This window comes from Brucella tritici, assembly GCF_008932285.1.
Taxonomy (GTDB): Bacteria; Pseudomonadota; Alphaproteobacteria; order Rhizobiales; family Rhizobiaceae; genus Brucella; species Brucella tritici.
Window position 1 is genome coordinate 798,228 of sequence record NZ_WBVY01000002.1, and the last position, 21,795, is coordinate 820,022.

Here is a 21,795-nt window from a genome sequence, read left to right on the forward strand (position 1 = left end):
TGATCGCATGGTGCGCTACATCCTTCAGCGGTTTGTCGGCATGGCTGTCGTCATGTTTCTGGTCGTGACGATTGTATTCGTGATTGTCCGGGTGACGCCCGGTGATCCTGCCGCTGTCATGCTTGGACCGGACGCATCGGCGCAGGACATTGCCGATCTGCGCGCCCGACTTGGCCTCGATCAGTCGCTGGTCATTCAATACTTTTATTACATCGGTCAGCTACTGAAGGGCGATCTCGGTCAGTCGATCTTTCTCAACATGCCGGTCGGTGCGGCATTGCTTGACCGGGCCGAGCCAACATTCTTCCTGACCGTTCTTTCGCTTCTGATTGCGTGCATAATTGCTCTGCCGGTTGGAGTTTATGCAGCTTATCGGCGTGGTTCTTTTGTCGATCAGGCTGCAACGACGGTTGCCATGCTTGCAGCGAGCATACCGAGCTTCTGGCTCGGCCTCATTCTCATGCAGTTTTTTGCGGTCCGGCTGAACCTGTTTCCTGTGTCCGGCTATGGCGGTCCGGGTTCGAGCTTTATGGATCGAATGTATCATCTGATCCTGCCAGCCATCGCACTGGGGTTGGTTTCCTCTGCTCTGATCCTGCGCTTCACACGTGCCTCGATGCTTGATGTTCTTGGTGATGACTACATCCGCACGGCGCGTGCAAAGGGTTTGATTGAGCGGCGTGTAATCATGAAGCACGCATTGAAGAATGCGCTGATCCCGATCCTGACTGTAATCGGTCTCACCGCAGCCGTCCTGATCTCCGGAGCCGTGGTGACGGAAACGGTGTTCGGCCTGCCGGGGGTCGGCAATCTTGTCGTGTCTGCGGTCCTGCGACGGGATTATCCGGTAATTCAGGGCGCGCTGCTCGTCATAGCAGGGCTCTATGTTCTGATTAATTTCATCATCGATATGCTCTATCTGTTCGTAGATCCGAGGGTTCGCTACTGATGGCCGATCTTGTTACGACCACGCAAAAAGCCTCTTCGGAACGGGCTTTGTTCATCCGTCGTCTGTTCAAACGCAAGACGGTAGCGGCCGGCATTATTGTGCTTGCAGTCTTTGCTATCCTCGCGCTGCTGGCGCCCTGGATCGCACCTTATTCACCGTCGAAGCTATCCATCGTCAACCGTCTAAAGCCGCCGAGCGAGATGTTCTGGTTCGGTACGGATGAGTTCGGGCGTGACGTCTTTTCGCGTACGATCTATGCCGGACGGCTGTCACTCATGGTGGGCGCGGCTGTTGTCGTCCTGTCGGCGATCATAGGGGTGGCACTCGGATTGCTCGCAGGCTTCTTCCAGCGTCTGGATACGCCCATCGCGCGCCTGATCGACGCGATGATGGCGTTCCCCGATATTCTGTTGGCCATTGCGCTGGTCGCTGCGCTTGGCCCATCGCTGGCGACGGTCATCGTTGCATTGTCTGTCGTCTACGCACCGAGGCTGGCGCGCATCGTGCGCGCCTCAACGCTGGTGATCCGTGAATTGCCTTATGTCGAAGCGGCTCAATCGCTTGGAATTTCGACATTCCACATCATGACGCGGCACGTGCTGAGAAATCTGATCTCGCCCATCATCGTGCAGTGCACTTTCCTCTTTGCGAGCGCAATGCTCGCCGAAGCGGGGCTCTCCTTCCTTGGTCTCGGCGTAAGCCCCGAGATTCCAACCTGGGGAACCATGATTGCCGCAGGACGCCAATATATCGGACAAGCCGACTGGATGACCTACTTCCCCGGCTTCGCCATCATTCTTTCCGTCCTCTCGCTCCAGATGGTTGGCGACGGACTACGCGACATGCTCGATCCAAGACTGCGAAGGGATTTGTAATATGATTTCCGGTGAACAGGCGAAGCCGCTTCTCATCACCAATGTCAAACCGGTAGCTTTCGGTGCAGAACATTCAGATACGACGACCGATATTCTGGTCGGGAAAGACGGCAACATCTACGCCATCGGCAAGTCGTTGAACGCACCGGCAGAGGTGGAGCGTGTCGATGGCAAGGGAGCCTGGATTTCGCCGGGTTGGGTCGATCTACATGTCCATATCTGGCATGGCGGCACGGATATTTCGATACGCCCTTCGGAGTGTGGTGCTGAGCGAGGGGTGACAACGCTCGTTGATGCCGGTTCGGCGGGAGAAGCCAATTTTCATGGCTTTCGGGAATATATCATCGAACCGTCCAAGGAACGGATCAAAGCCTTCCTCAATCTCGGTTCAATCGGCCTTGTCGCCTGCAACCGGGTTCCGGAATTGCGAGACATCAAGGACATCGATCTTGACCGTATTCTCGAATGCTATGCAGCCAACAGTGAGCATATTGTCGGAATCAAGGTCCGGGCTAGCCATGTCATAACCGGGTCATGGGGCGTTACGCCGGTCAAGCTTGGCAAGAAGATCGCCAAGATACTCAAAGTGCCTATGATGGTGCATGTAGGCGAGCCGCCCGCGCTCTATGACGAGGTTCTTGAAATTCTTGGCCCTGGCGATGTGGTCACGCATTGCTTCAACGGCAAATCCGGCTCCAGCATTATGGAAGACGAAGACCTGTTCAACCTCGCGGAACGCTGTGCAGGCGAGGGTATCCGGCTGGATATCGGCCATGGCGGGGCGTCCTTCTCGTTTAAGGTTGCTGAAGCGGCAATTGAACGTGGCCTCCTTCCATTCTCAATCTCGACGGACCTGCATGGCCATTCGATGAATTTCCCTGTCTGGGATCTGGCGACAACCATGTCCAAGCTGCTGTCGGTCAACATGCCGTTCGAAAATGTCATCGAAGCTGTCACGCACAATCCGGCGTCGGTGATCAAGCTCTCGATGGAAAACCGGCTTTCGGTAGGACAGCGCGCAGATTTCACAATCTTTGATCTGGTCGACGCCGACCTGGAAGCGACGGATTCCAATGGCGATGTGTCTCGCCTGAACAGGCTTTTTGAACCCCGCTACGCAGTCATCGGTGCCGAGGCCATCACGGCCAGCCGCTATATACCGCGTGCGCGCAAACTTGTTCGTCATAGCCATGGCTATTCGTGGCGCTGACACTGTCGGCGCAGCATTGAATTTGCGGGAACGTCCCGTGACGAAATGATGAGGAAAATTCGTGTCTCATTCTCCCCAAACGACCGAAGTACAGCACTCCCCCTATGACCGGCTGGCTTCTCTTGGCATAACTTTGCCACCACCGCCGCCGCCTATCGCGAATTTTGTCACGCATGTTCGGGAAGGCAATATCCTCTATCTTTCCGGGCAGGGGCCGCGGGAAGAGAGCGGATATTTGCGTGCGGGTAAAGTCGGTGGCGATATTGGCGTGGATCAAGCCTATCAGGATGCCCGACTGACGGGTATCAATCTGCTGGCCGTTATGCACGAGGCGCTTGGCGATCTTTCCCGTGTGAAGCGTGTCGTAAAGCTGTTGGGGATGGTCAATGCCGTGCCGGACTTCGAATTGCACCCCAACGTCATCAATGGCTGCTCCGATCTTTTCATCGAAGTATTTGGCGCTGCCGGACAACATGCACGTTCAGCCGTCGGCTTCGGTTCCTTGCCGGGCAATATCACGGTTGAAATCGAAGCGATCATCGCCCTGAACGACTAGGACAGCGTCAATGATTGCGCCAACCCATCAGCTTTTCGATCTTCGCTGCCGAAGCGCGCACCTGACTGGTGTAGCGGCCTTCGTCGGAAAGCACTTTCTGTTCCGGGAGCACGATGGAGATTGTCGCAACGCATTCTCCATCGCGGTCGCAGATCGGGGAAGCAATACAGGCAACCGCATAATCGGATTCCGCAATCTGGATCGAGAGCCGCTCATCGAAGGCTTTCGCCGCAGCCTCCGAAAGACTTGCGGCGTCGATTTCAGCTCGACCGGTTGGAGAAGTTCGGGCGCAGCGCTTGAAAAGCTCGATCCGTTCATTTGCAGCCAGATGACCGACCAGCAGACGTCCGGACGCAGTCCAGTTCAAGGGCACTCTTGTGCCGACACGCGAGGCGACCTGGAACGGGCTTGGCCCGTCCGCCATGGCCAGAACGAGCATATGATCTCCGTCCCGTCCACACAGCTGTACCGCTTCGTTCGCTTCGCGGCAAAGATCATGCATCTCGTGCGTGGCGACGCTCATGAAATCAAGCGAGCGCGCATAAGCAAGACCGTAATGATAGAGCCGCGCACCGAGCCAGATTGCGCCATCCGCGTTGCGGGCGAGCATATTCTTTTCAACGAGATCATCGATGGTCACATAGACCGTCGACAAGGGCGCCTTGATCGCCTTTGCAATCGCATAGGGACCAGCCGGAGCTCCGGTTTCATAAAGATAATCAATCACCTGCAACGCACGATCTATGCCGCTCACACGAGAGCGACGTGTCGACTTGGCTTCGGTGTCGTCTGCGGGGGCCGTTTCAGCGGGGATGGTGGATGATGATGCGCTCACTCATGTACTCCATGTGAATTCGAGAAGTTATTACATTATTATGGTATATCCGTCTATGCCTGAGATAGCGAAAGAAATGGGAGAGTTGAAATGACCGATGATATCCGCCGCAAGATCGGGCTTCGACCGGTCATCAATGTTTCCGGTACGATGACATCGCTTGGCGCGTCCATCGTTGTGCCTGAGGCGGTAGAGGCGATGGCGGCCATTCTGCCGCAATTCGTCGAGGTCAATGATCTCCAGCGCAAGGCAAGTGAAGTGATTGCGCGATTGACAGGCGGCGAAGCTGGCTTCGTCACCGCGTCCTGCTCGGCAGGCATTACGCTTGCTGTTGCCGGAGCTATGACAGGCAACAACCTTCTCGCAATTGAAAGGCTACCGGACACTACACCGGAAAAGAACGAAATTCTGGTGCAGACCGGTCACGTGGTCAGCTACGGCGCACCGGTCGATCAGGCAATCAGGCTTGCGGGAGGCAAGGTCGTTCTGATCGGACAGGCAACATCAACGCATCGCTATCACATGGAAAATGCAATTACCGAAAAGACGGCTGCGGCGGTTTATGTCGTATCGCACCACGTCGTCGACTATGGCCTTCTGCATCTCAGTGAGTTTGTCGAGATCGCGCATGCCAAGGGTGTGCCAGTGATCGTGGATGCCGCATCTGAATACGACTTGAAGCTGTTTCTGGAAAAGGGCGCAGACCTCGCAATCTATTCGGGACACAAGTTTCTGGGCGGTCCGACCTCCGGCATCGTTGCAGGTAAGAAGGAGCTTGTCCGCAATGCGTTCCTGCAAAATCTCGGTATCGGGCGCGGCATGAAAGTTGGTAAAGAGAGCATTTATGGCGTTATGGCCGCGCTGGAAGCGTGGGAAAAGCGCGACCATGCCGGAATTCGCGAAAGGGAGACTACATATCTGGAACTGTGGAAGAAGACGCTGGATGGCCGTCCCGGCATCACGGCTCTGATCGAACCAGATCCGACCAACAACCCGCTCGACCGCCTGCGAGTGATCGTATCGGCCACTGACGCCCACATCACGGCCTGGGATATGGTAACCGCTCTTGCCCGAGGGAACCCGCCGATCATCACCCGAGATCACGAGGTGGAACACAATTATTTCTATCTCGATCCCTGCAATCTCCATCCAGGGCAGGAGACCATTGTTGCTCAACGTCTTGGGGAGGAACTCGACAAAGCCCGGGCATCGAACGAGATTATCGCCACTCCCTTTGAGGATCGAAGCAGGCATCGCTTCGACGGCTTGCTGCGTTGGCCGGATTGATTGGCGGAGCCTGAGTAAAGCGGAGGAACATCATGACGTCTGAGAAAATTGCGACGGTTGGAAAACACAAACCTGTTTTATCCGTTCAAGGGCTGAGCACCTCTTTTCTGGTTGACGGTGCCTGGAAACCGGTTGTGGATGACGTTTCCTTCGATGTCCATCCCGGAGAAACCGTCGCAATCGTCGGGGAATCCGGCTCGGGCAAGAGCGTCACCTCACTGTCGATCATGCGTCTTTTGCAGAAGGATACGAGCCGCATCGAAGGCAGTATCAAGTTGGGAGATAGGGAGCTTCTGACGCTTCCAGAAGAGAAAATGCGCCGGATACGCGGCAACGAAATCGCTATGATCTTTCAGGAGCCGATGACGAGCCTCAATCCGCTCTTCACAATCGGGGACCAGATTTCGGAAGCACTACTCTGCCATTCGCAAATGTCAAAGGCAGATGCGCGTGCTGAAACGATCCGCTTGCTTGAAAAGGTTTGCATCCCGTCCGCAGCATCCCGCTTCGATGAATATCCGCATCGCTTTTCAGGTGGTATGCGCCAGCGTGTCATGATCGCGATGGCTCTGGCATCCAGACCCAAACTGTTGATCGCCGACGAACCGACGACGGCTTTGGATGTAACCATTCAGGGCCAGATACTCGATCTTATCAAGACGTTGCAGGAAGAGGAGGGTACGTCCGTTCTTTTCATCACGCATGACATGGGCGTGGTGGCGGAAATATCGGATCGTACAGTTGTCATGTTTCGTGGAAAGCAGGTTGAGACAGGGCAGACAGTCGATATCTTCCGGCAGAGTAAACACCCTTACACACGTGCACTTTTGTCGGCAGTTCCTGTACTGGGTTCAATGCAGGGCTATCAGCGTCCTCTGCGGTTTCCGATAGTAGACAATGCGACCGGCCTTTCGGAAAAGCCGGTCGAGGTGGCGGATACGGTCGACAAGGTCGATGTACCCGTGTTGGAAGTGAAAGGCCTTACCAAGCGCTTCGAGATTTACTCAGGTTTCATGTCTCGCCTGAGCGGGCGTGTCCATGCCGTGGAAAATGTGTCCTTCGATCTCCGCAAGGGTGAAACCCTTTCGCTGGTTGGCGAGAGCGGGTGCGGGAAATCGACGACCGGACGCGCCATCATGCGACTGACCGAACCGGATTCCGGTGAGGTTTTGGTTGAGGGCCAAAATATTCTGGCCCTGGACAAGCAGGCCATGCGCGGGATGCGGCGAACGGTTCAGATGATCTTTCAGGATCCCTATGCATCGTTGAATCCGCGCATGACGGTGGGAGCCGCTATTGCGGAACCTTACATTGAACACCGGCTAGGAAGCAAACGGGACGCGAAGGATGTTGTTGCAGACATGCTGGAAAAGGTTGGCCTGACGCCGGATATGGCAAAGCGCTACCCGCATGAATTCTCTGGCGGGCAAAGGCAGCGTATTTGTATAGCCCGGGCGCTGGCCTTGAAACCTAAAGTCATCGTGGCAGATGAAAGTGTGTCCGCGCTCGATGTCTCGATCAAGGCACAGGTCATCAACCTCATGCTGGATCTCCAGCAGAGCCTCGATCTGGCGTTCCTGTTCATCTCGCACGATATGGCCGTCGTTGAGCGTGTAAGCCATCGCGTGGCGGTGATGTATCTGGGCGAGATCGTAGAAATCGGACCGAGGTCATCGGTATTTGAGAACCCCCAGCACGACTATACACGCAAGCTGATGGCGGCTGTGCCGGTTCCTGACCCTGATCGACGCAGGGCCAAGCTTTCAAGCGAAACGGGGGAGCTCAAGAGTCCCATCCGTCCGGCGGATTTCGCGGTGCCTTTACGCGAATATCGCGAGGTATCGCCTCAGCATTTCGTGGCGTTGTAGCGCACGCAATTCGTCATGGAGCGCCAAGACGATCCAGCGCAGTGCGAAGTGGAGCTTCAGAAATGTGGATCAGTCCGGCATAAGGACTCGCCATGTCCGAAATCACGAAAATCGCGCCGGCAACGGACAATGAGCATACGATTATTATCAATATGACAGTACTGTTTAGCGGAGCCTGTAGCCCAAAAGTTGCGAATAAAAGCGCCAACCATGAAATCAGTACGATGAGAAATGGGACAGGCAGCCCCTCATCTGTTGTTTCCACCAATTGCCAGTGACCTTCGGCAATCATTCCGCTGACTTCCAGCGCGCGTGCTTGGAGGGAACTTTGCGCGGCATCCGTCGGGTTCAAAGCACGCAGACTGGCCTGAATATCCTCTATATCCTTGAACTCCGGCAAAGCTCCATCGGAAAGCTCGTCGGCTCGCTCGGCATTCCACGCTTGATCAAGACGTTTCTGGATAATTTGCTTGAGTACGGCGCGTGGATGCTCTGTTTCAGGGCCGTAGCGCGCCATGATCCGATCCAGCAAGACAACGCGAGCCGCCGATGTTTTCATCTCGGCCTGTGCATCGTCATAATCGGATTTTGCCGAAGCTATCAGAAGTCCGAGAGCAAGGGCGGAAAGTGTTCCGACAACGGCGGTGGCAAGCCGAATGACATCCTTGGACTCGGAGTTGAGATGATGCTCGGGCAAACGCATTCGAGCGAACATGCCAAACATGGTCGCCAATATCAGGATGAAGAATACCAGTGCTCCAAGCAATAAGGAGTTCAACTTCGCCTTCCGCGACTTGTTCCCGAATGATTGCCTTTTGGAACTCAGTATATCATCTGTGAGTTGAGATGCAGCTTCACCAAAAGGATGGCTTAGGCTCGGCGCGGTCCGATATGCACGCAATGGCTTACAGTGCCGTCACAGAAGAAAGGTCCGCACAATATGGCCGACCTTTCTGGCGTTGAAACTGCTTTCAATCAACTCTCTGTATGTTGCTGCTTGGCCAGATCCTCGACGCTCATGTCCGGTTCATTCCGGGTTTTATACAGCGAGTAAAGTACACCGCTTGCGAGAATAGCCAGCGTTACGACAAGCGACAGCAACGTGTTTATGTGAACGCCCAACGGCACAAGGAAAATCTTGATACCGATCAACACCAGAATGATCGCAAGCGACACCTGTAGGTAGCGGAACCGGTTCATCGCCGCAGCCAGCGCGAAATAGAGCGCGCGCAAACCCAGAACGGCAAAGATGTTCGAAGTGTAGACGATAAAAGTGTCCTGGGTGACAGCGAAAACCGCTGGGACAGAGTCGACCGCGAAGATCAGATCGACTGTTTCCACCATGATAAGTGCGACCGCCAATGGCGTCAGCCAGGTGACCATCTTGCCCGTTTTGGGATGCGGCTGCTTGACTGTGAAATTGCGGCCATGCAGTTCGCGAGTGATATTGAACCGGCGACGCAGAAATTTGAATATGGCGTTCTGTTCGATGTCGGGCGTCTCGTCCTGATGGCCAAACATCTTGAAACCGGTGAAAACAAGGAACGCGCCGAAGAGGAAGAGAATCCAGTTGAACTCATGCACAAGTGCGGCACCAAGCCCGATCAGGACTGCTCTGAAGGCGATAACACCGAGAATACCCCAGAACAAGACACGGTGCTGGTAAAGACGGGGAATGCCAAGAAAGCCGAAGATCGTTGCGATAACAAACATATTGTCCATCGCAAGGCTCTGCTCGATCAGATAGCCGGTATAAAATTCCAGCCCGGATTCCGCCCCGCGCTGCCACCAAACCCAACCACCGAAGGCCAGTGCGATCACGACATAAAAGCCATAAAGCAGAAGGCTTTCCTTGGCTTCGATCTCGTGCTCGTCACGATGCAGAATACCGAGGTCGAAGACAAGCAGGCCGACGACGACAATGATAAACGCCGCCCAGAAATATACAGGTGTGCCGAGAAAATCGCCCGAAAGGGCTACAATAAGCGAATCCATCGCCGGACCATCTCCATTTGAACAAGTGGAGCAGCCCCGACATCGCCATAGCGGTAGCCATGACCAGAGGGGCCCGGCGCTGCATTTCTTCAAATGTGTATGGTTTTGCCGAGTTCAAGAGTGGAACCTGAATTTTTTGTAATCTTCGACCGGTACGTGTCCCGTTTTGAGACCTCTTAATACAGGCTATGATGCTGAAGCGGAGAACTAGAAGTTCGTTGCCGCTAAACGTGACATGAAAAAAGCCAGAAAATGTTATAGTCTTCTGTATATAATATTGATTTTATTGAGGAAAATTTGATTACTTTTCTTGTGTGGACGAGCCTCACGAAAGTGTGGCCTGAATAGAACCGCGCGTCATCGTCAAAGACAAGCTGCGCTCTTGCGATGCCGCAAAGCGGAAGATCATGCCGTCGGCAACTGCATGAAAAAATTACCGAGCCGCCCTCTATCAAAGCCGACATAGTTGGGGTGGCTCTGCCTCGGGAAATGAGTAAACCTCGTTACATCCTCAAATCACGCCATTAAATTTCATCTATTTTGTCCCTGAGCGTCGGCCCCTTCACGAAGTCGCCCAATTCCGCGGCCATTTCTCGTATTTTCTCGTAATGTTGCAGCGCTTTCGGTCCGAGCTTCACCGCAATGGCATCGATCATCAAATTGAGGACCACATTGATTGCCGCCGTGGAATCCCAATAGGTTTTGACGGCGGAATGCGCCTCGAAAACATAATCGGTATAGGGAAATGCCCAATGGCTGAACTTGTCGGTAACGATGACCAGCGGCATTTCCATATCTTTGATCCTCTGGGCCAGCTTGATGCCCCGGGTGGCATAGTCGGCAGCATCGACCATCACAACGATGCTCTGTTTGGGATCAGCGGCAATAATTTCGCCAAAGCTGCCGCTGGCGCTTTCAACGAAAATGACGTTCGGTCGTGTCCATAACAACCGGCTTGCGAAGTCCATGGCCAGACCTTTAATAGCCTGAAAACCGACGACATAGACTGTTCGGGTTTTGACCAGCGCGCTGGTCGCCTCATCCCAAAGCTCTGTGGTGGCGAGACTATAGGCTTTCGAAATAGCATCAAGTTCCAGCTTGAGGCTTTCCTGCAAGGCTTGTTGTCGTTTGTCGTGAACCTTGAAACGCAGCATGTAATCGTCGAATTCGCCGTCCTTCTCTTCAACAGAAGTACGCAGCGCTTTCTTCAGATTGCGGAGACTTTCAAAGCCCAACCCCTTCACAACGCGGGAAACGGTCATCTCGCTGACGTTGACCGCCTTGGCGATGCTGCCTCCGGTTTCGAATGACAGCATCTGGATATTGTCGAGCATATAGGAGGCAACACTGTGCTCGGAAGGGGTGGCCGAGGCAATGAATGTTCGCAGGAGGGCTTCCACATCGACCTTTTTTTCAGTGTCGGTAGGTTTCTTCTCGCGCACCTTCTTTGTCATTGCCACTGCCGTTTCTCCCTATCGACTGGCATGAACCCCGGGAAGGCCTTGCCCCCATATGCCAGACTTATCTTCTAGGTGTTCCTCGAATTGACGCGCGAGTGCAAGCAAAAGATGCTCTTGTCCATAGGCTGCAACGAATTGCATGCCGATTGGAAGGCCAGAGCTGCTGCGCCCCAGAGGAAGTGACATCGCTGGTTGGCCCGTTGCATTGAAGAGCGCGGTGAATGTTTCCTTCGGTTCGAGATCTGCAAACACCGCGTCGATATCGAGACCGGATCGGTTGGGATCATAGGTTCCAATGGGTTCGGGCACGATGGTCGAGGTGGGGGTGAGCAACAGATCATAGTTTTGCATGAAGCGCCCCAGCTGGCGCGTCACCTGATCATAAACAGCAAGCGCCTCAATCAACTGGGCCGCATTGAGTGTCTGGCCATAGCGATAGACCGCATAGACCGATGGACCAACGGCATTTTCATCGAGCTGTTTGCCGACAAGCTTCGCGAGGGCAGGCACGTCGGCAGCTGCATCGGCAGCCCAGATAACCTTCTGTGCGTGCAGGAAACCGGAATAGTCGAAATCAGGCGATGCTTCTTCGACATCATGACCAAAACCGCGCAACATACTCGCAGTCGCTTCCGCAGCAGCCAGAACCTCTTTCTCAATCGGTGCTCCCGACCACGCATGTTTACAAAAAGCAATGCGGAGGTTTGTTGGCATCCGATGCATCAGCGTGGAATAAGGCCCTGACGGGGCGGCTATTTCATAGCCATCTCCAGCGTCAGGCCCGTGGCACAGGTCTAGAAGAACCGCGGTATCGCGGACCGAGCGTGTCAGCATGAATCCGGTTGCTAGTCCGAGAAGGGGAGCATTCGCATTTGGTGCGCCAGTGACCCGACCACGAGATGGTTTGAGACCCAGAACACCGCAAAAGGAAGCGGGATTTCGGATCGAACCACCGCCATCGCTTCCCTGTGCAAAGGGAACAATGCCTGCGGCCACCGCCGCTGCCGCTCCAGCGCTCGAGCCTGCAACGCCGCAGGCGACATCCCATGGGTTTCGGGTTGCACCATAGAGCAACGTCTCGGTCGCGGCCGGAATTGCAAATTCGGACGTCGTCGTTCGTCCCACACTGGTCAATCCGCCCTTGCGCAACCGTTGCCAGTAAACCGCATCCTCTTTTGCGCGGAAGCCTTCCGTCAGCCGGCTGCCAAACTGCGCCAGACGACCGGCCTCAATCGGCAGGTCTTTCGTCAGTGTGGGAATGCCATGAAACGGCCCCCTGAAATGTCTGGCATTCAGATCGTCAAGCGCATCGGGAAAGACTTCCACCACCGCATTGAGTGCCGGGTTCACGCGCTCGATCGCCTCCACCACGCATTGGCCAAGTTCCCAGGGCGTCACTTCTCCCTTTTGTAGAAGCTGGGCGATTCCGATGCCGTCATAGGTTGTGAATTCATCAACGCGCATGTGAAAACCTGTCTAGATAGATGTTGGAAAATCGGATGCCTGGGTTGAAGGGACCCATCCCATTCGTGAAATTGCTAAATCTGTCGTTTATCCGGCATCCCTTCTGAGATGGGTGACCGACCCGACGAGTTCCTGCGTATAGGGATCTTGCGGCTTGTTCAGCACTTCACACGCGATGCCGGATTCGACGATCTTGCCTGATTTGAAAACATAAACGCGCTGGCAGATGCTGTTTACGACACCAAGATCGTGGGAAATGTAGACGAGCGCCAGTTTCCGCTCTTCCTGCAACCTTTGCAGCAGTTCAAGAATTTGCGCTTGTGTTGTGACATCAAGTGCAGAAGTGATTTCATCCGCGATCAGCACTTCGGGTTCGAGTGCCAGTGCGCGTGCCAGACCAACGCGTTGGCATTGTCCGCCCGAAAGTTGCCTCGGTCGACGTTCACGCAGAGCGGCAGGCAGTTCCACCATCTCCAGAAGCGTATCAGCCCGCGCAAGCGCACTGCGTCGATCTGTAAGACCATGTCTCCAGATAGGCTCTGCTACGGTGTCGCGGACCGTCATGCGAGGGTTCAGGGAATCGTAGGGATTCTGGAACACCATCTGCACGCGTCGCTGAAACTTCAACAGTTCTGCGCCTTGCAGCTGATGTATGTCTTTTCCATCGAAACGGACTGTACCTGCGCTCGGCTTGTTCTGCCGCACGATTGTTCGCGCCAGCGTGCTTTTTCCCGATCCGCTCTCGCCTACAATCCCCACTGTTTCGCCTTTCGAAATCTGAAGATCGATGTCGTTGAGCGCCAGAAAAGCATTGCTGGAACTCGCCGAGCCGAGCATGCGACGTTTCCCGCCAAAGGAAACGCGCAGTTTTTCGACGCTGATCAGCGGTGATGCCTGAGATGTCAGTGGCGTGTTTGGCGTGTTGTTCCAGCCGTCAGGTTGGGACGCGATCAAGAGCCTTGTATAATCGTGCCTGGGGCGATTGATCACCTCTTCAGTTGTTCCCTGCTCGACGATCTCGCCGTTACGCATGACGATGACGCGCGTGCAGGTGGCTGCTATTGCGGCGAGATCGTGAGAAATCAGGATTATTGAAAGACTAAGATCGCGGTTGAGGTCGCGGAGCAATTGCAGGATACGCGACTGAACGGTCACATCGAGAGCTGTGGTCGGTTCATCGGCGATCAGCAGTTTCGGACCACAGCCGATAGCCGCCGCGATCATGGCGCGCTGCTTCATGCCGCCAGAGAATTCGTGAGGGTAGCAGCGCGCTCGTGCCTCCGCATCAGGAATGCCGACATCTTTGAGGAGGCCGATTGCCCGCTGTTCAGCCTCGCTCTGCGAGAGGCGGAGGTGACGGACCACAGGTGCCGCCACTTGCTTGCCGATGCGACGCAGTGGGTCGAGATGGGAGGCCGGATTCTGGAAAATCATGCCGAGTTCGCGGCCGCGCAGTTTACACCAATCAATTTCGGAGAATTCGAGCAGACTTTGTCCAGCCAGCCGTACCGTACCGGTAACTTGTGCTGCACCTGGCAAAATTCCCATAAGCGCACGGCAGGTGAGCGACTTACCCGACCCGCTTTCCCCGACAATACCGACGATTTCGCCGGAATTGACGTGAAATGATACGCCTTTCACTGCCTTCATTGCTCCGAAGCCGATGTTGAGGTCTACCACATCCAGAAGCGGAGATATTGTGTTTATCGAACTGTTCATGTGGAGGCCTCGTGTCGTTGAAGCTGGCCAAGGCCATCGCCGAGGAACGCGAAGCCCAGTCCAAGCGAGATGGCGGCGAGGCCGGGAAAGAGACAAATCCACCAGGCCTCCTGGATAAATGCCTGTCCATCGGCAATAATGACGCCCCATTCGGCCATAGGTGGCTGAGCACCCATTCCAAGATAACCGAAGCTCGCTCCCGCAAGCATGACGAGCACAGCATCGCTTACCGCATAGGCGATGATCGGGCCGACAGCATTTGGCAGGATATGGTGGAACAGGATCGCTCCCTTTGGATAACCCAGGCATTCGGCGGCGCGAACATATTCGCTTTCGCGTAGCGTCAGGACTTCCGCCCGCATAAGCCGCGCATAGCTGACCCAACCGACAATCGTTAGTGCAATGATAAAATTGATAAGGCCGGGCCCGATAACGCCGACGATGGCAAGAACCAGCACGAAAAACGGAAAGGCGACCGTCAGATCATAAATGCGCATGAAAATCGCATCGACCAAGCCGCCAAAATAGCCGCTCAGGAGCCCAACGACGGTCCCAATGACAAGCGGCGGCAAAACGCCGACAACACAGAGAAGAAGATCGACCCGCGCCGCATGAATGACGCGGGACAGGACGTCGCGCCCCACTTGGTCTGTACCGAACCAGTGTAAGGAACTGGGGCCTGTGAGCATATTGCCGATGTCGATTGCATCGGGGTCGTATGGGGCGATCCACGGGGCGGCCAGAGCGATGAAGAGCCAGCCACCCAGGATGAGAACAGCAAGCATCATTGTGACAGGCCACTGCGGCAGGGTGATGCCTGCTCTGGTCGTAACAGGAAGTGTTGACATTTTGGAACCTCAAAGCCGGATACGCGGGTCGATCGAAGCCGAAAGGAGATCGACGGCAAGCGTGATGAGAACTGTGGCAAAAGCGAAGACGAGGGTAAGTCCCTGTACGACATAATAATCGCGTCCAAGCAGGGCGCTGACCATCAGGGAGCCTAGTCCCGGTATTGCATAGACAGTCTCGACGATAATCGCTCCGCCGATCATGAATGCGACCATGACACCAAGAAGATTGATTGTCGGCAGGATCGCGTTCGGCAAGATGGTCCGCCAGAATACCTCCCGCTCGTTGGCTCCCTGCGCGCGCGCCGCAGTGACGAAATCGGCCGTCATCTTGTCGATCAATGCTGCCCGAAGGTTCTGTGTTAGCACGGGAATGAGCCAGATCGAGGTCGAGAGCGCTGGCAGGAACATGTGATGCAGGTGCTCTGGGAAGGTCTCGCCGTAACCTGAAACGGGAAACCAGCCAAGCGCTACCCCAAGAAAGCGTGACATCATCAGGCCAAGCCAAAAGACAGGGATCGTCAATCCCATGATGCCGACAATGCGAATGACCTGATCGGCAACACCGCCCGGTCGACGTGCGCTCGTGATTGCCAGAACAATGGTTGGAGGAACCGCGAGAACGATCACATAGCTCGTCAGGAACAGGGTTGGCCACATGAACTGTCCGATCAGAGCGATCACGGGGCGCTGAAAGCGCAAAGACATACCAATGTCACCATGAAGAAGGTTCAGGAGGAACGTCAGATATTGGCGCCAGAGTGTCTGGTCCAATCCATATTGCGCGCGGATGGCAGCGAGTGCTTCAGGGCTGGCGCGATCACCTGCCAGCAGTCGGGCCGGGTCGCCCGGTGCAAGATGCAGCAGAAAAAAGGTTACAATGCTGATGCCGAGCATGACGGCAACAAGTTGCACCATACGCCGCACTATGAGTGAGAATAGGCCCATACTGGTTCTCCAGAAGAGGGCGTGGCAATGCGGAATTTCCGTATTGCCATCGCGTCCGGCTATTTGGCGATAGTGGTTTCCTCAAGTGTCCATTGCAGCGCCGGCGTAAGTTTCAGGCCGGTCAGAGCCTTCGAATAGGCGTTGGCGTAAGGAGCGTAGAAGAGCGGAATCTGTGCCACCTCATCGGTGGAAATCCGCTGTATCTCTTTGTAGATTTCGGCCCGCTTGCCGGGATCGATTTCTCGCGTTCCCTGCTCAACCAGTTCGTTGACTTTCGGATTGTTATAGAAGGTGTTGTAGGAGTTTGAGCCGCACGTGCCGCAGACGGCCCAACGGACGGCGAGATCGGGATCGGTCGTTTCATTGTACCACTGCGATGCTGTCGCATCGTAGTCGCCTTTTCCGGTCGCATCCCACCAGGCACCCACATCGACGTTGACGATGGTGGGTTTGAAACCGATAGCCTGCCACTGGGCCTGGAGCAGAAGTGCCATCTGCTGCTCGTTTGTCCCCGGCATGGCGAGTATCTTGATTTCGCGGCCTGCCATTCCCGATTTTTCAAGCAGAGCTTTTGCTTTTCCTGGATCGTACGCGATGCCGGGATAGGTATCGTCGTGATAGTTGATGCTGCCCGGCAGCGTTGTATTGGCTGGCTGGGCATATCCGCGTGTGATTGCTTTCGTCATTGCCTTGTTGTCGATGGCTTGGGCTGCGGCCTGCCGCGCTTCAAGGTTTGAGAACGGCTCACGCTTGTGGTTGAGAAGCGTCATGAAGATGAATGTCGACGGCTCGGTCCGCATATCGATCCCGTCTGCAGCCTTCAGATCATCAACCTGTGCCCATGGCACATTTCGAACGACCTCGGCTTCTCCCGCCTTCAACATTGCAATTCTGGTTTCTGGCGACACGACTTCGCGCAATTCAACGATTGCATCGGATTTTGGATAACCGGTGCGCCAATAGTGCGCATTGGGTTGCAACACGAGCACTTCGTTTGGCTTCCACTCTTTGACTGTGTAGGGGCCTGATGTGACAGGCGTAGTGGCAAAGGCGTTATCCGCGCCTTTTGCGTCGACATCGGCCTTCGAAACAATGCCCATATTCCAAATTTCGAGATTGTCGAGGAATGGTGCGAAGGCAGATTTCAAGGTAATGACGACCGTCTTCGGATCTTTGGCCACGATCGTTTCCATTGCCCCTAGTGGGGCGGGGTAGGCCGATTTTTTGTCGCTGTGGATACGTGAAAGGCTGAACACGACATCGTCGGCAGATATCGGTGTGCCATTGGAAAACTGCGCGTCCCTCAGGTGAAAAGTGTAGACCTTGCCATCAGGAGAAACCTCCCAGCTTTCGGCGAGGCCGGGTTGCAGTTGGCTATTGACGGGGTCGCGTCGCAGGAGACGTGCATAAAGCTGTCCGTAGGTTTCAATGTTGCCCTGCGATGCCGAGCGCATCGGATCAAGCGTCGTAGTTCTCATCGGAGAAACAATGCGGATCAGATCCGCCGCGAGCGCAGATTGAACGATGAAAGTCGATATTCCCAGTGCCAACGCGGCAGTTGCCGGCGAAAGTCTTTTCTTGGTGTCCATGATCGCGCCTCCCAGCTTTTGCGATTTTTCTGACGTCCCAAGTATGTTTTAAAAATAACAAATGTCAAACAAGTTTGTATATTTTCTATCATTTGATGGTAGGCAGGTGTTTTGCCAGCGGAAAAATGGGCTGCGTTAAAGTAGGCAATCTGCAGATGGAGAGGCGCTGCAATACGCCAAAGTAGCGTCGACTTAAAGTTAGGTTTAGGTCCGGGTGGTGTGTGGCAGTATGACCGATGTGCTACCTTCCCACTATAAACGCTACCGTGTTCCGGTTGAGATCATAGCGAGCCCTGTTTTGTGGCTATCATCGGTTTCTGCTGAGCCTGCGCGATGTGGAGGGCCTTTTTGCCGAACACTTGATTCTGGTGTCCCTTTCCAGATCAACGAGGAACTGGAGATGCATTCGTGGCGCTTCCGCACCCGCCTTCAGGTGCCGTTATTTTATTCACTGCGGAAGACAGACAAGCCTGTCGCATTTCATGTTGCATGGATTTGCCGCAGTTTATTGTAACCAGTTGTAATTAAGGGGAATCCATTTGAGGATAAACGCGACATGAAAAAAGCCAGAAAGTGTCCCGACTTGCCGTCTATAGCATCGATTTTCTTGAAGAAAATATTGGCTGGGGAACCTGGATTCGAACCAAGACTAGCGGAGTCAGAGTCCGCTGTTCTACCCTTAAACTATTCCCCAGCAGGAATTTGCAACTGCCTTCGATCTGGAGGCCTGCAAGCGCGATAAAGCGTCAGCTCGTTCGCGACGGCCTCCATCTAGCGAACTCAAACACCGAACGCAACACTTTTCTTCGAAAAATTTCAAAGCGATTTACATTATCCAGCAATTGCTGATTTCATGCGGTGGGCGCGCCGTAAATTGATGCGTAGAGGAATGCTTCCCGGAAGCAGGTGCATAAAAAAGCCCGGCCAGCGGAGGAGCGGCCGGGCAAAGGGCAGGCTGACCGGGAGGGGACCCGGTATGTGAAGGTGGCGCCTGCCAGATTATGAGTCTTCGGGTTCGAAAAAGGCTGCGGCCTATCGAGTCCCGAAGAGATATTGGTTCAGCAGATCAGACGTGTAGCCTTGATCCGTAGTCGAGCGTCTGCCAGTTCACTCAGAACCTGTGTGGGGTCGGCCGCGCCGCGATAATGAGCTGCCGTATAAATATCCTCACGACGAAGTCCAATATCGCGCAGCATGTGGTCGTCAAAGCTGCTCAGGTTTAGCACTTGCCGTCGACCACTGGAAAACGTCCAGCGACGCATGATCGACGTAAACACGGTCTTTACCATCGGCAGGAACGTGGAGGTCTGTCCGCTCACTGCCGGTAAATGCGTTGTCGTTATCTTGCTTGTCGCTGTCATGTCCGCTCTCCTCTAATCTGGCGGGGCTAGGTGATCCTTATCGTCAGGGTCATTCGCTTTCGCGGCTCCTTTTCCTTTACGATGGCGGCTTTATCCAACAATCGAATTGATTGTTCCAACGAATGTTTTTAATGTAATTCTTCAATAATAATGATGGATGACGCCGATGAGCACGCCTCTTGATCTCGATCAATTGCAGACCTTCATAGCCATTGCGGATATGGGTAGTTTTACGCGTGCTGCGGATGCTGTTTTCAAGACGCAGTCCGCTGTTTCCATGCAGATGCGCCGACTGGAAGAGCGTATTGGCAAGCCGTTGTTTGAACGTGATGGACGGACTAATCGTCTTACCGAGGAGGGCGAGCGGCTCTTGCTTTATGCGCGTCGCATGATGCAGCTCAATGGTGAAACCATTGCTGCGTTTGATGACACACAACTGGAAGGCCACGTACGCATTGGCACACCGGACGATTATGCCGATCGGTTTTTGCCGGAAATCATGGCGCGTTTTGCACGATCAAACCCACGCGTTGAATTGTCGGTCGTCTGCGAACCGACCGTTAATCTGGACGAGATGATCCGCCGCGGAACACTCGATATTGCCCTGGTTACTCAATGCGATGACAAACGTCGCTCGGAAGTTGTTCGAACGGAGCCATTGCTTTGGGTGACTTCAGCCAATCATGCGGTGCACGAGGAGGCTGTCCTGCCACTTGCTGTTGGACGCCCGACCTGTATCTGGCGTCATGCAGCGATTGATGTGCTGGAAGCAGCCAGACGCGATTATCGCATCATCATCACCAGTTGGTCAGCGACTGTTCTCGCGGCGGCAGTTCTCTCCGGCCTTGCGGTTTCTGTTCTGCCAGAGTGTGCACTGCGTCCCGGTATGCGGGTTCTTGGTGAAGCAGACGGGTTTGGAATGCTACCGGAATTCGGCATTGGCATCATGCGTGGTCATACAAAACAGAATGCCGTCGTCGACGCACTTGCGCAGCATATTATTGAAAGTCTAGACAATATATCGTCACCGCAGCCTGGCGCGATGGCTTCGGCGGAAATTTCGCCGTTTCCGGCGGTTCGTACGAGGAGGGTGCGAGCCAACGAATTGCTGCCAGGCTGGTGATGAGACAGTAAATCGCCGCATGGCTTCTTGACCAGTCATGCCACCTGGTTGCCTATGATGGGATGAGCATGGGTTCCGATTCGAGTTTTACCGGCGCATCGTCCAATGTCGCCGAGTATAGCGTTTCCGAGATTTCCGGCGCGTTGAAGCGCACGGTCGAGGATACGTTCGGGCATGTGCGCGTGCGCGGCGAAATTTCCGGCTATCGAGGACCGCATTCGTCGGGGCATGCCTATTTTGCATTGAAAGATGATCGTGCGCGTCTTGAAGCCGTGATCTGGCGAGGCTCGATGAGCCGTCTGCGCTTCCGTCCCGAAGAGGGGATGGAAGTGATTGCAACCGGCAAACTCACGACCTATCCGGGTTCATCGAAATATCAGATCGTCATCGAACAGATGGAACCTGCCGGCGCGGGCGCGCTGATGGCGCTTCTGGAGGAGCGTAAGCGGCGGCTGGCTTCGGAAGGTCTGTTTGACCCTGCCGTAAAGCAGCTCTTGCCCTTTATGCCTCGTGTGATCGGGGTGGTGACCTCTCCGACCGGGACGGTTATTCGGGATATAATTCACCGGATTGCAGACCGTTATCCGTTGCATGTCATTGTCTGGCCTGTGCGTGTACAGGGCGAGACGAGCGGTCCTGAGGTGGCTGCCGCAGTTGATGGCTTCAATGCTTTGCCCGAAGATGGTCCTATTCCGAGGCCGGATGTGGTGATCGTGGCGCGTGGTGGAGGTAGTCTGGAAGACCTGTGGGGTTTCAATGACGAGATCGTTGTTCGTGCCGTTGCTGCGTCGCATATTCCAGTAATTTCTGCAGTCGGCCACGAAACCGACTGGACCTTGATCGATCTTGCAGCCGACATTCGTGCTCCGACGCCGACAGGCGCGGCGGAAATGGCGGTGCCTGTAAAGGCAGACCTGTTGGCAGCGCTGGCAGGGCAGTCCGCGCGGCTTTCATCGGTCATGTCCCGCTTTATCGATCTGAAACGACAAGCACACCGTTCGGCAGCACGTGCTCTTCCGTCAGCTGACCAGTTGTTGGCTTTGCCTCGACGCCGTTTCGACGAAGCCGCTTCGCGCCTCACGCGGGCGCTGTTCGTCAATACGCAAAAGAAGCGAGTTCACTTTGAAGGCCATGTGCGACAGTTATCGCCGCGCCTCCTTCAGCGCCGGTTTATGGAATTGGAACGCGGGGTTTCCGTTCTTGGGCAGAGATTGCCTCGCGCGCTTGAGGCATTCCTGCGGGAGCGGCGAACGGCTTTCATTCATCGGGCAAATCGTCTTTCGGCTGAACCGATACTGCGGCGCACAAAGCTTACAACCGTTGCAATAGAACAGCTGGATCGCCGTCGCGACCAAGCCGTACGGCTTCTCATAGAAAGAGCCAAACGGCGCGGGCAGGAACTGGAGCGTCTCATGCGCACGCTTTCCTATGAAAGCGTTCTCGAGCGTGGCTTTGCGGTTGTCTTCGACGCTGAAGGGAAGCCGGTGAAGCAGGCTGCATCCGTGTCGGCTGGAGATGCTTTGTCCATTCGGTTTCGCGATGGTGACGTTGCAGTCGTTGCGGGTGAGGGGGACGGGAGTGAACCCGCAAAGCTTGTACAAACAAAAAAGGTTCAGTCTCCCGGCTCCGGCAATCAGGGATCGTTATTTTAGCAACAGTCAGTCGCGGTATTTTTCGCTTTCTGCTGAGATTGCTTGGCCTTAAGGCT

The 21,795-nt window shown here is 54.9% G+C and carries 18 protein-coding genes and 1 tRNA gene; 8 read left to right on the forward strand and 11 right to left on the reverse strand.

All coding sequences use genetic code 11. The features are described from left to right. The first annotated feature begins 7 nt into the window (after positions 1-7). From F9K94_RS09055 to F9K94_RS09070, 4 genes are all read left to right on the forward strand, one after another. Positions 8-949: an ABC transporter permease gene (locus tag F9K94_RS09055; RefSeq protein ID WP_006469698.1), complete on the forward strand. Its 942-nt coding sequence runs from the start codon at positions 8-10 to the stop codon at positions 947-949. Continuing rightward, positions 949-1,824 carry an ABC transporter permease gene (locus F9K94_RS09060; RefSeq protein WP_151645069.1) on the forward strand — a complete coding sequence of 292 codons (876 nt, stop codon included), beginning with the start codon at positions 949-951 and terminating at the stop codon, positions 1,822-1,824. Before F9K94_RS09055 ends, F9K94_RS09060 begins: the two co-directional genes overlap by 1 nt. 1 nt (position 1,825) lies before the next feature. Further along, entirely contained in the window at positions 1,826-3,034 is a 1,209-nt protein-coding gene (locus F9K94_RS09065; RefSeq protein WP_151645071.1) for an amidohydrolase/deacetylase family metallohydrolase, read from the forward strand. A 61-nt stretch (positions 3,035-3,095) separates the two neighbouring features. After that, complete coding sequence (locus tag F9K94_RS09070) at positions 3,096-3,590, forward strand: RidA family protein (RefSeq protein ID WP_151645073.1); 495 nt, start codon at positions 3,096-3,098, stop codon at positions 3,588-3,590. 7 nt (positions 3,591-3,597) lie between these two features. On the opposite strand, the gene F9K94_RS09075 is transcribed toward F9K94_RS09070, so the two are convergent. Further along, positions 3,598-4,425: an IclR family transcriptional regulator gene (locus F9K94_RS09075; protein ID WP_151645075.1), complete on the reverse strand. Its 828-nt coding sequence runs from the start codon at positions 4,423-4,425 to the stop codon at positions 3,598-3,600. A gap of 90 nt (positions 4,426-4,515) precedes the next feature. Between F9K94_RS09075 and F9K94_RS09080 the strand changes: the two genes are divergently transcribed. Both F9K94_RS09080 and F9K94_RS09085 read left to right on the forward strand, forming a co-directional pair. Then, positions 4,516-5,712 carry an aminotransferase class V-fold PLP-dependent enzyme gene (locus F9K94_RS09080; RefSeq protein WP_151645077.1) on the forward strand — a complete coding sequence of 399 codons (1,197 nt, stop codon included), beginning with the start codon at positions 4,516-4,518 and terminating at the stop codon, positions 5,710-5,712. 32 nt (positions 5,713-5,744) lie between these two features. Beyond that, the gene (locus tag F9K94_RS09085) at positions 5,745-7,580 is read left to right on the forward strand and encodes an ABC transporter ATP-binding protein (protein ID WP_151645079.1); all 1,836 of its coding nucleotides are present in this window, start codon (positions 5,745-5,747) and stop codon (positions 7,578-7,580) included. 13 nt (positions 7,581-7,593) lie between these two features. Here the strand turns inward: F9K94_RS09085 and F9K94_RS09090 are convergent, their stop codons facing one another. The 10 genes from F9K94_RS09090 to F9K94_RS09135 form a co-directional block, all read right to left on the reverse strand. After that, on the reverse strand, positions 7,594-8,358 hold the full coding sequence (locus F9K94_RS09090; RefSeq protein ID WP_151645081.1) for a bestrophin-like domain: 765 nt from the start codon (positions 8,356-8,358) through the stop codon (positions 7,594-7,596). A gap of 197 nt (positions 8,359-8,555) precedes the next feature. After that, a complete protein-coding gene (locus F9K94_RS09095) occupies positions 8,556-9,575 on the reverse strand; it encodes a TerC family protein (protein ID WP_061346640.1) in 1,020 nt (339 codons plus the stop codon). A 524-nt stretch (positions 9,576-10,099) separates the two neighbouring features. Continuing rightward, the gene (locus F9K94_RS09100; RefSeq protein WP_151645356.1) at positions 10,100-11,029 is read right to left on the reverse strand and encodes a MurR/RpiR family transcriptional regulator; all 930 of its coding nucleotides are present in this window, start codon (positions 11,027-11,029) and stop codon (positions 10,100-10,102) included. 18 nt (positions 11,030-11,047) lie between these two features. Next, positions 11,048-12,499: an amidase gene (locus F9K94_RS09105; protein ID WP_151645083.1), complete on the reverse strand. Its 1,452-nt coding sequence runs from the start codon at positions 12,497-12,499 to the stop codon at positions 11,048-11,050. An 87-nt stretch (positions 12,500-12,586) separates the two neighbouring features. Beyond that, a complete protein-coding gene (locus F9K94_RS09110) occupies positions 12,587-14,218 on the reverse strand; it encodes a dipeptide ABC transporter ATP-binding protein (protein ID WP_151645084.1) in 1,632 nt (543 codons plus the stop codon). Continuing rightward, entirely contained in the window at positions 14,215-15,006 is a 792-nt protein-coding gene (locus F9K94_RS09115; RefSeq protein ID WP_407922041.1) for an ABC transporter permease, read from the reverse strand. Before F9K94_RS09115 ends, F9K94_RS09110 begins: the two co-directional genes overlap by 4 nt. Before the next feature lie 69 nt (positions 15,007-15,075). Then, positions 15,076-16,014, reverse strand: a complete 939-nt coding sequence (locus F9K94_RS09120) for an ABC transporter permease (protein WP_151645089.1) — start codon at positions 16,012-16,014, stop codon at positions 15,076-15,078. 59 nt (positions 16,015-16,073) lie between these two features. Then, the gene (locus F9K94_RS09125; protein WP_151645091.1) at positions 16,074-17,603 is read right to left on the reverse strand and encodes an ABC transporter substrate-binding protein; all 1,530 of its coding nucleotides are present in this window, start codon (positions 17,601-17,603) and stop codon (positions 16,074-16,076) included. A gap of 620 nt (positions 17,604-18,223) precedes the next feature. Further along, positions 18,224-18,297, reverse strand: a tRNA-Gln gene (locus F9K94_RS09130). Positions 18,298-18,661: 364 nt separating this feature from the next. Beyond that, positions 18,662-18,964 (reverse strand): DUF1127 domain-containing protein, encoded by a 303-nt coding sequence (locus F9K94_RS09135; protein WP_061346633.1) that lies wholly within the window; start codon positions 18,962-18,964, stop codon positions 18,662-18,664. A gap of 166 nt (positions 18,965-19,130) precedes the next feature. On the opposite strand from F9K94_RS09135, the gene F9K94_RS09140 reads away from it, so the two are divergent. Continuing rightward, on the forward strand, positions 19,131-20,087 hold the full coding sequence (locus F9K94_RS09140) for a LysR substrate-binding domain-containing protein (RefSeq protein ID WP_006468463.1): 957 nt from the start codon (positions 19,131-19,133) through the stop codon (positions 20,085-20,087). A 68-nt stretch (positions 20,088-20,155) separates the two neighbouring features. Then, positions 20,156-21,739, forward strand: coding sequence for an exodeoxyribonuclease VII large subunit (gene xseA, locus F9K94_RS09145; protein WP_151645093.1), 1,584 nt, complete (start codon positions 20,156-20,158; stop codon positions 21,737-21,739). Positions 21,740-21,795 lie beyond the last annotated feature (56 nt).

What these genes read in the sequence shown, in the direction of transcription:
- F9K94_RS09055 (WP_006469698.1), top strand. Translation starts at nt 8, where the DNA reads ATGGTGCGCTACATCCTTCAGCGGTTTGTCGGCATGGCTGTCGTCATG.
- F9K94_RS09060 (WP_151645069.1), top strand. Translation starts at nt 949, where the DNA reads ATGGCCGATCTTGTTACGACCACGCAAAAAGCCTCTTCGGAACGGGCT.
- F9K94_RS09065 (WP_151645071.1), top strand. Translation starts at nt 1,826, where the DNA reads ATGATTTCCGGTGAACAGGCGAAGCCGCTTCTCATCACCAATGTCAAA.
- F9K94_RS09080 (WP_151645077.1), top strand. Translation starts at nt 4,516, where the DNA reads ATGACCGATGATATCCGCCGCAAGATCGGGCTTCGACCGGTCATCAAT.
- F9K94_RS09085 (WP_151645079.1), top strand. Translation starts at nt 5,745, where the DNA reads ATGACGTCTGAGAAAATTGCGACGGTTGGAAAACACAAACCTGTTTTA.
- F9K94_RS09095 (WP_061346640.1), bottom strand. Translation starts at nt 9,575, where the DNA reads ATGGATTCGCTTATTGTAGCCCTTTCGGGCGATTTTCTCGGCACACCT.
- F9K94_RS09100 (WP_151645356.1), bottom strand. Translation starts at nt 11,029, where the DNA reads ATGACAAAGAAGGTGCGCGAGAAGAAACCTACCGACACTGAAAAAAAG.
- F9K94_RS09105 (WP_151645083.1), bottom strand. Translation starts at nt 12,499, where the DNA reads ATGCGCGTTGATGAATTCACAACCTATGACGGCATCGGAATCGCCCAG.
- F9K94_RS09110 (WP_151645084.1), bottom strand. Translation starts at nt 14,218, where the DNA reads ATGAACAGTTCGATAAACACAATATCTCCGCTTCTGGATGTGGTAGAC.
- F9K94_RS09115 (WP_407922041.1), bottom strand. Translation starts at nt 15,006, where the DNA reads ATGATGCTTGCTGTTCTCATCCTGGGTGGCTGGCTCTTCATCGCTCTG.
- F9K94_RS09120 (WP_151645089.1), bottom strand. Translation starts at nt 16,014, where the DNA reads ATGGGCCTATTCTCACTCATAGTGCGGCGTATGGTGCAACTTGTTGCC.
- F9K94_RS09125 (WP_151645091.1), bottom strand. Translation starts at nt 17,603, where the DNA reads ATGGACACCAAGAAAAGACTTTCGCCGGCAACTGCCGCGTTGGCACTG.
- F9K94_RS09135 (WP_061346633.1), bottom strand. Translation starts at nt 18,964, where the DNA reads ATGACAGCGACAAGCAAGATAACGACAACGCATTTACCGGCAGTGAGC.
- F9K94_RS09140 (WP_006468463.1), top strand. Translation starts at nt 19,131, where the DNA reads ATGAGCACGCCTCTTGATCTCGATCAATTGCAGACCTTCATAGCCATT.
- xseA (WP_151645093.1), top strand. Translation starts at nt 20,156, where the DNA reads ATGGGTTCCGATTCGAGTTTTACCGGCGCATCGTCCAATGTCGCCGAG.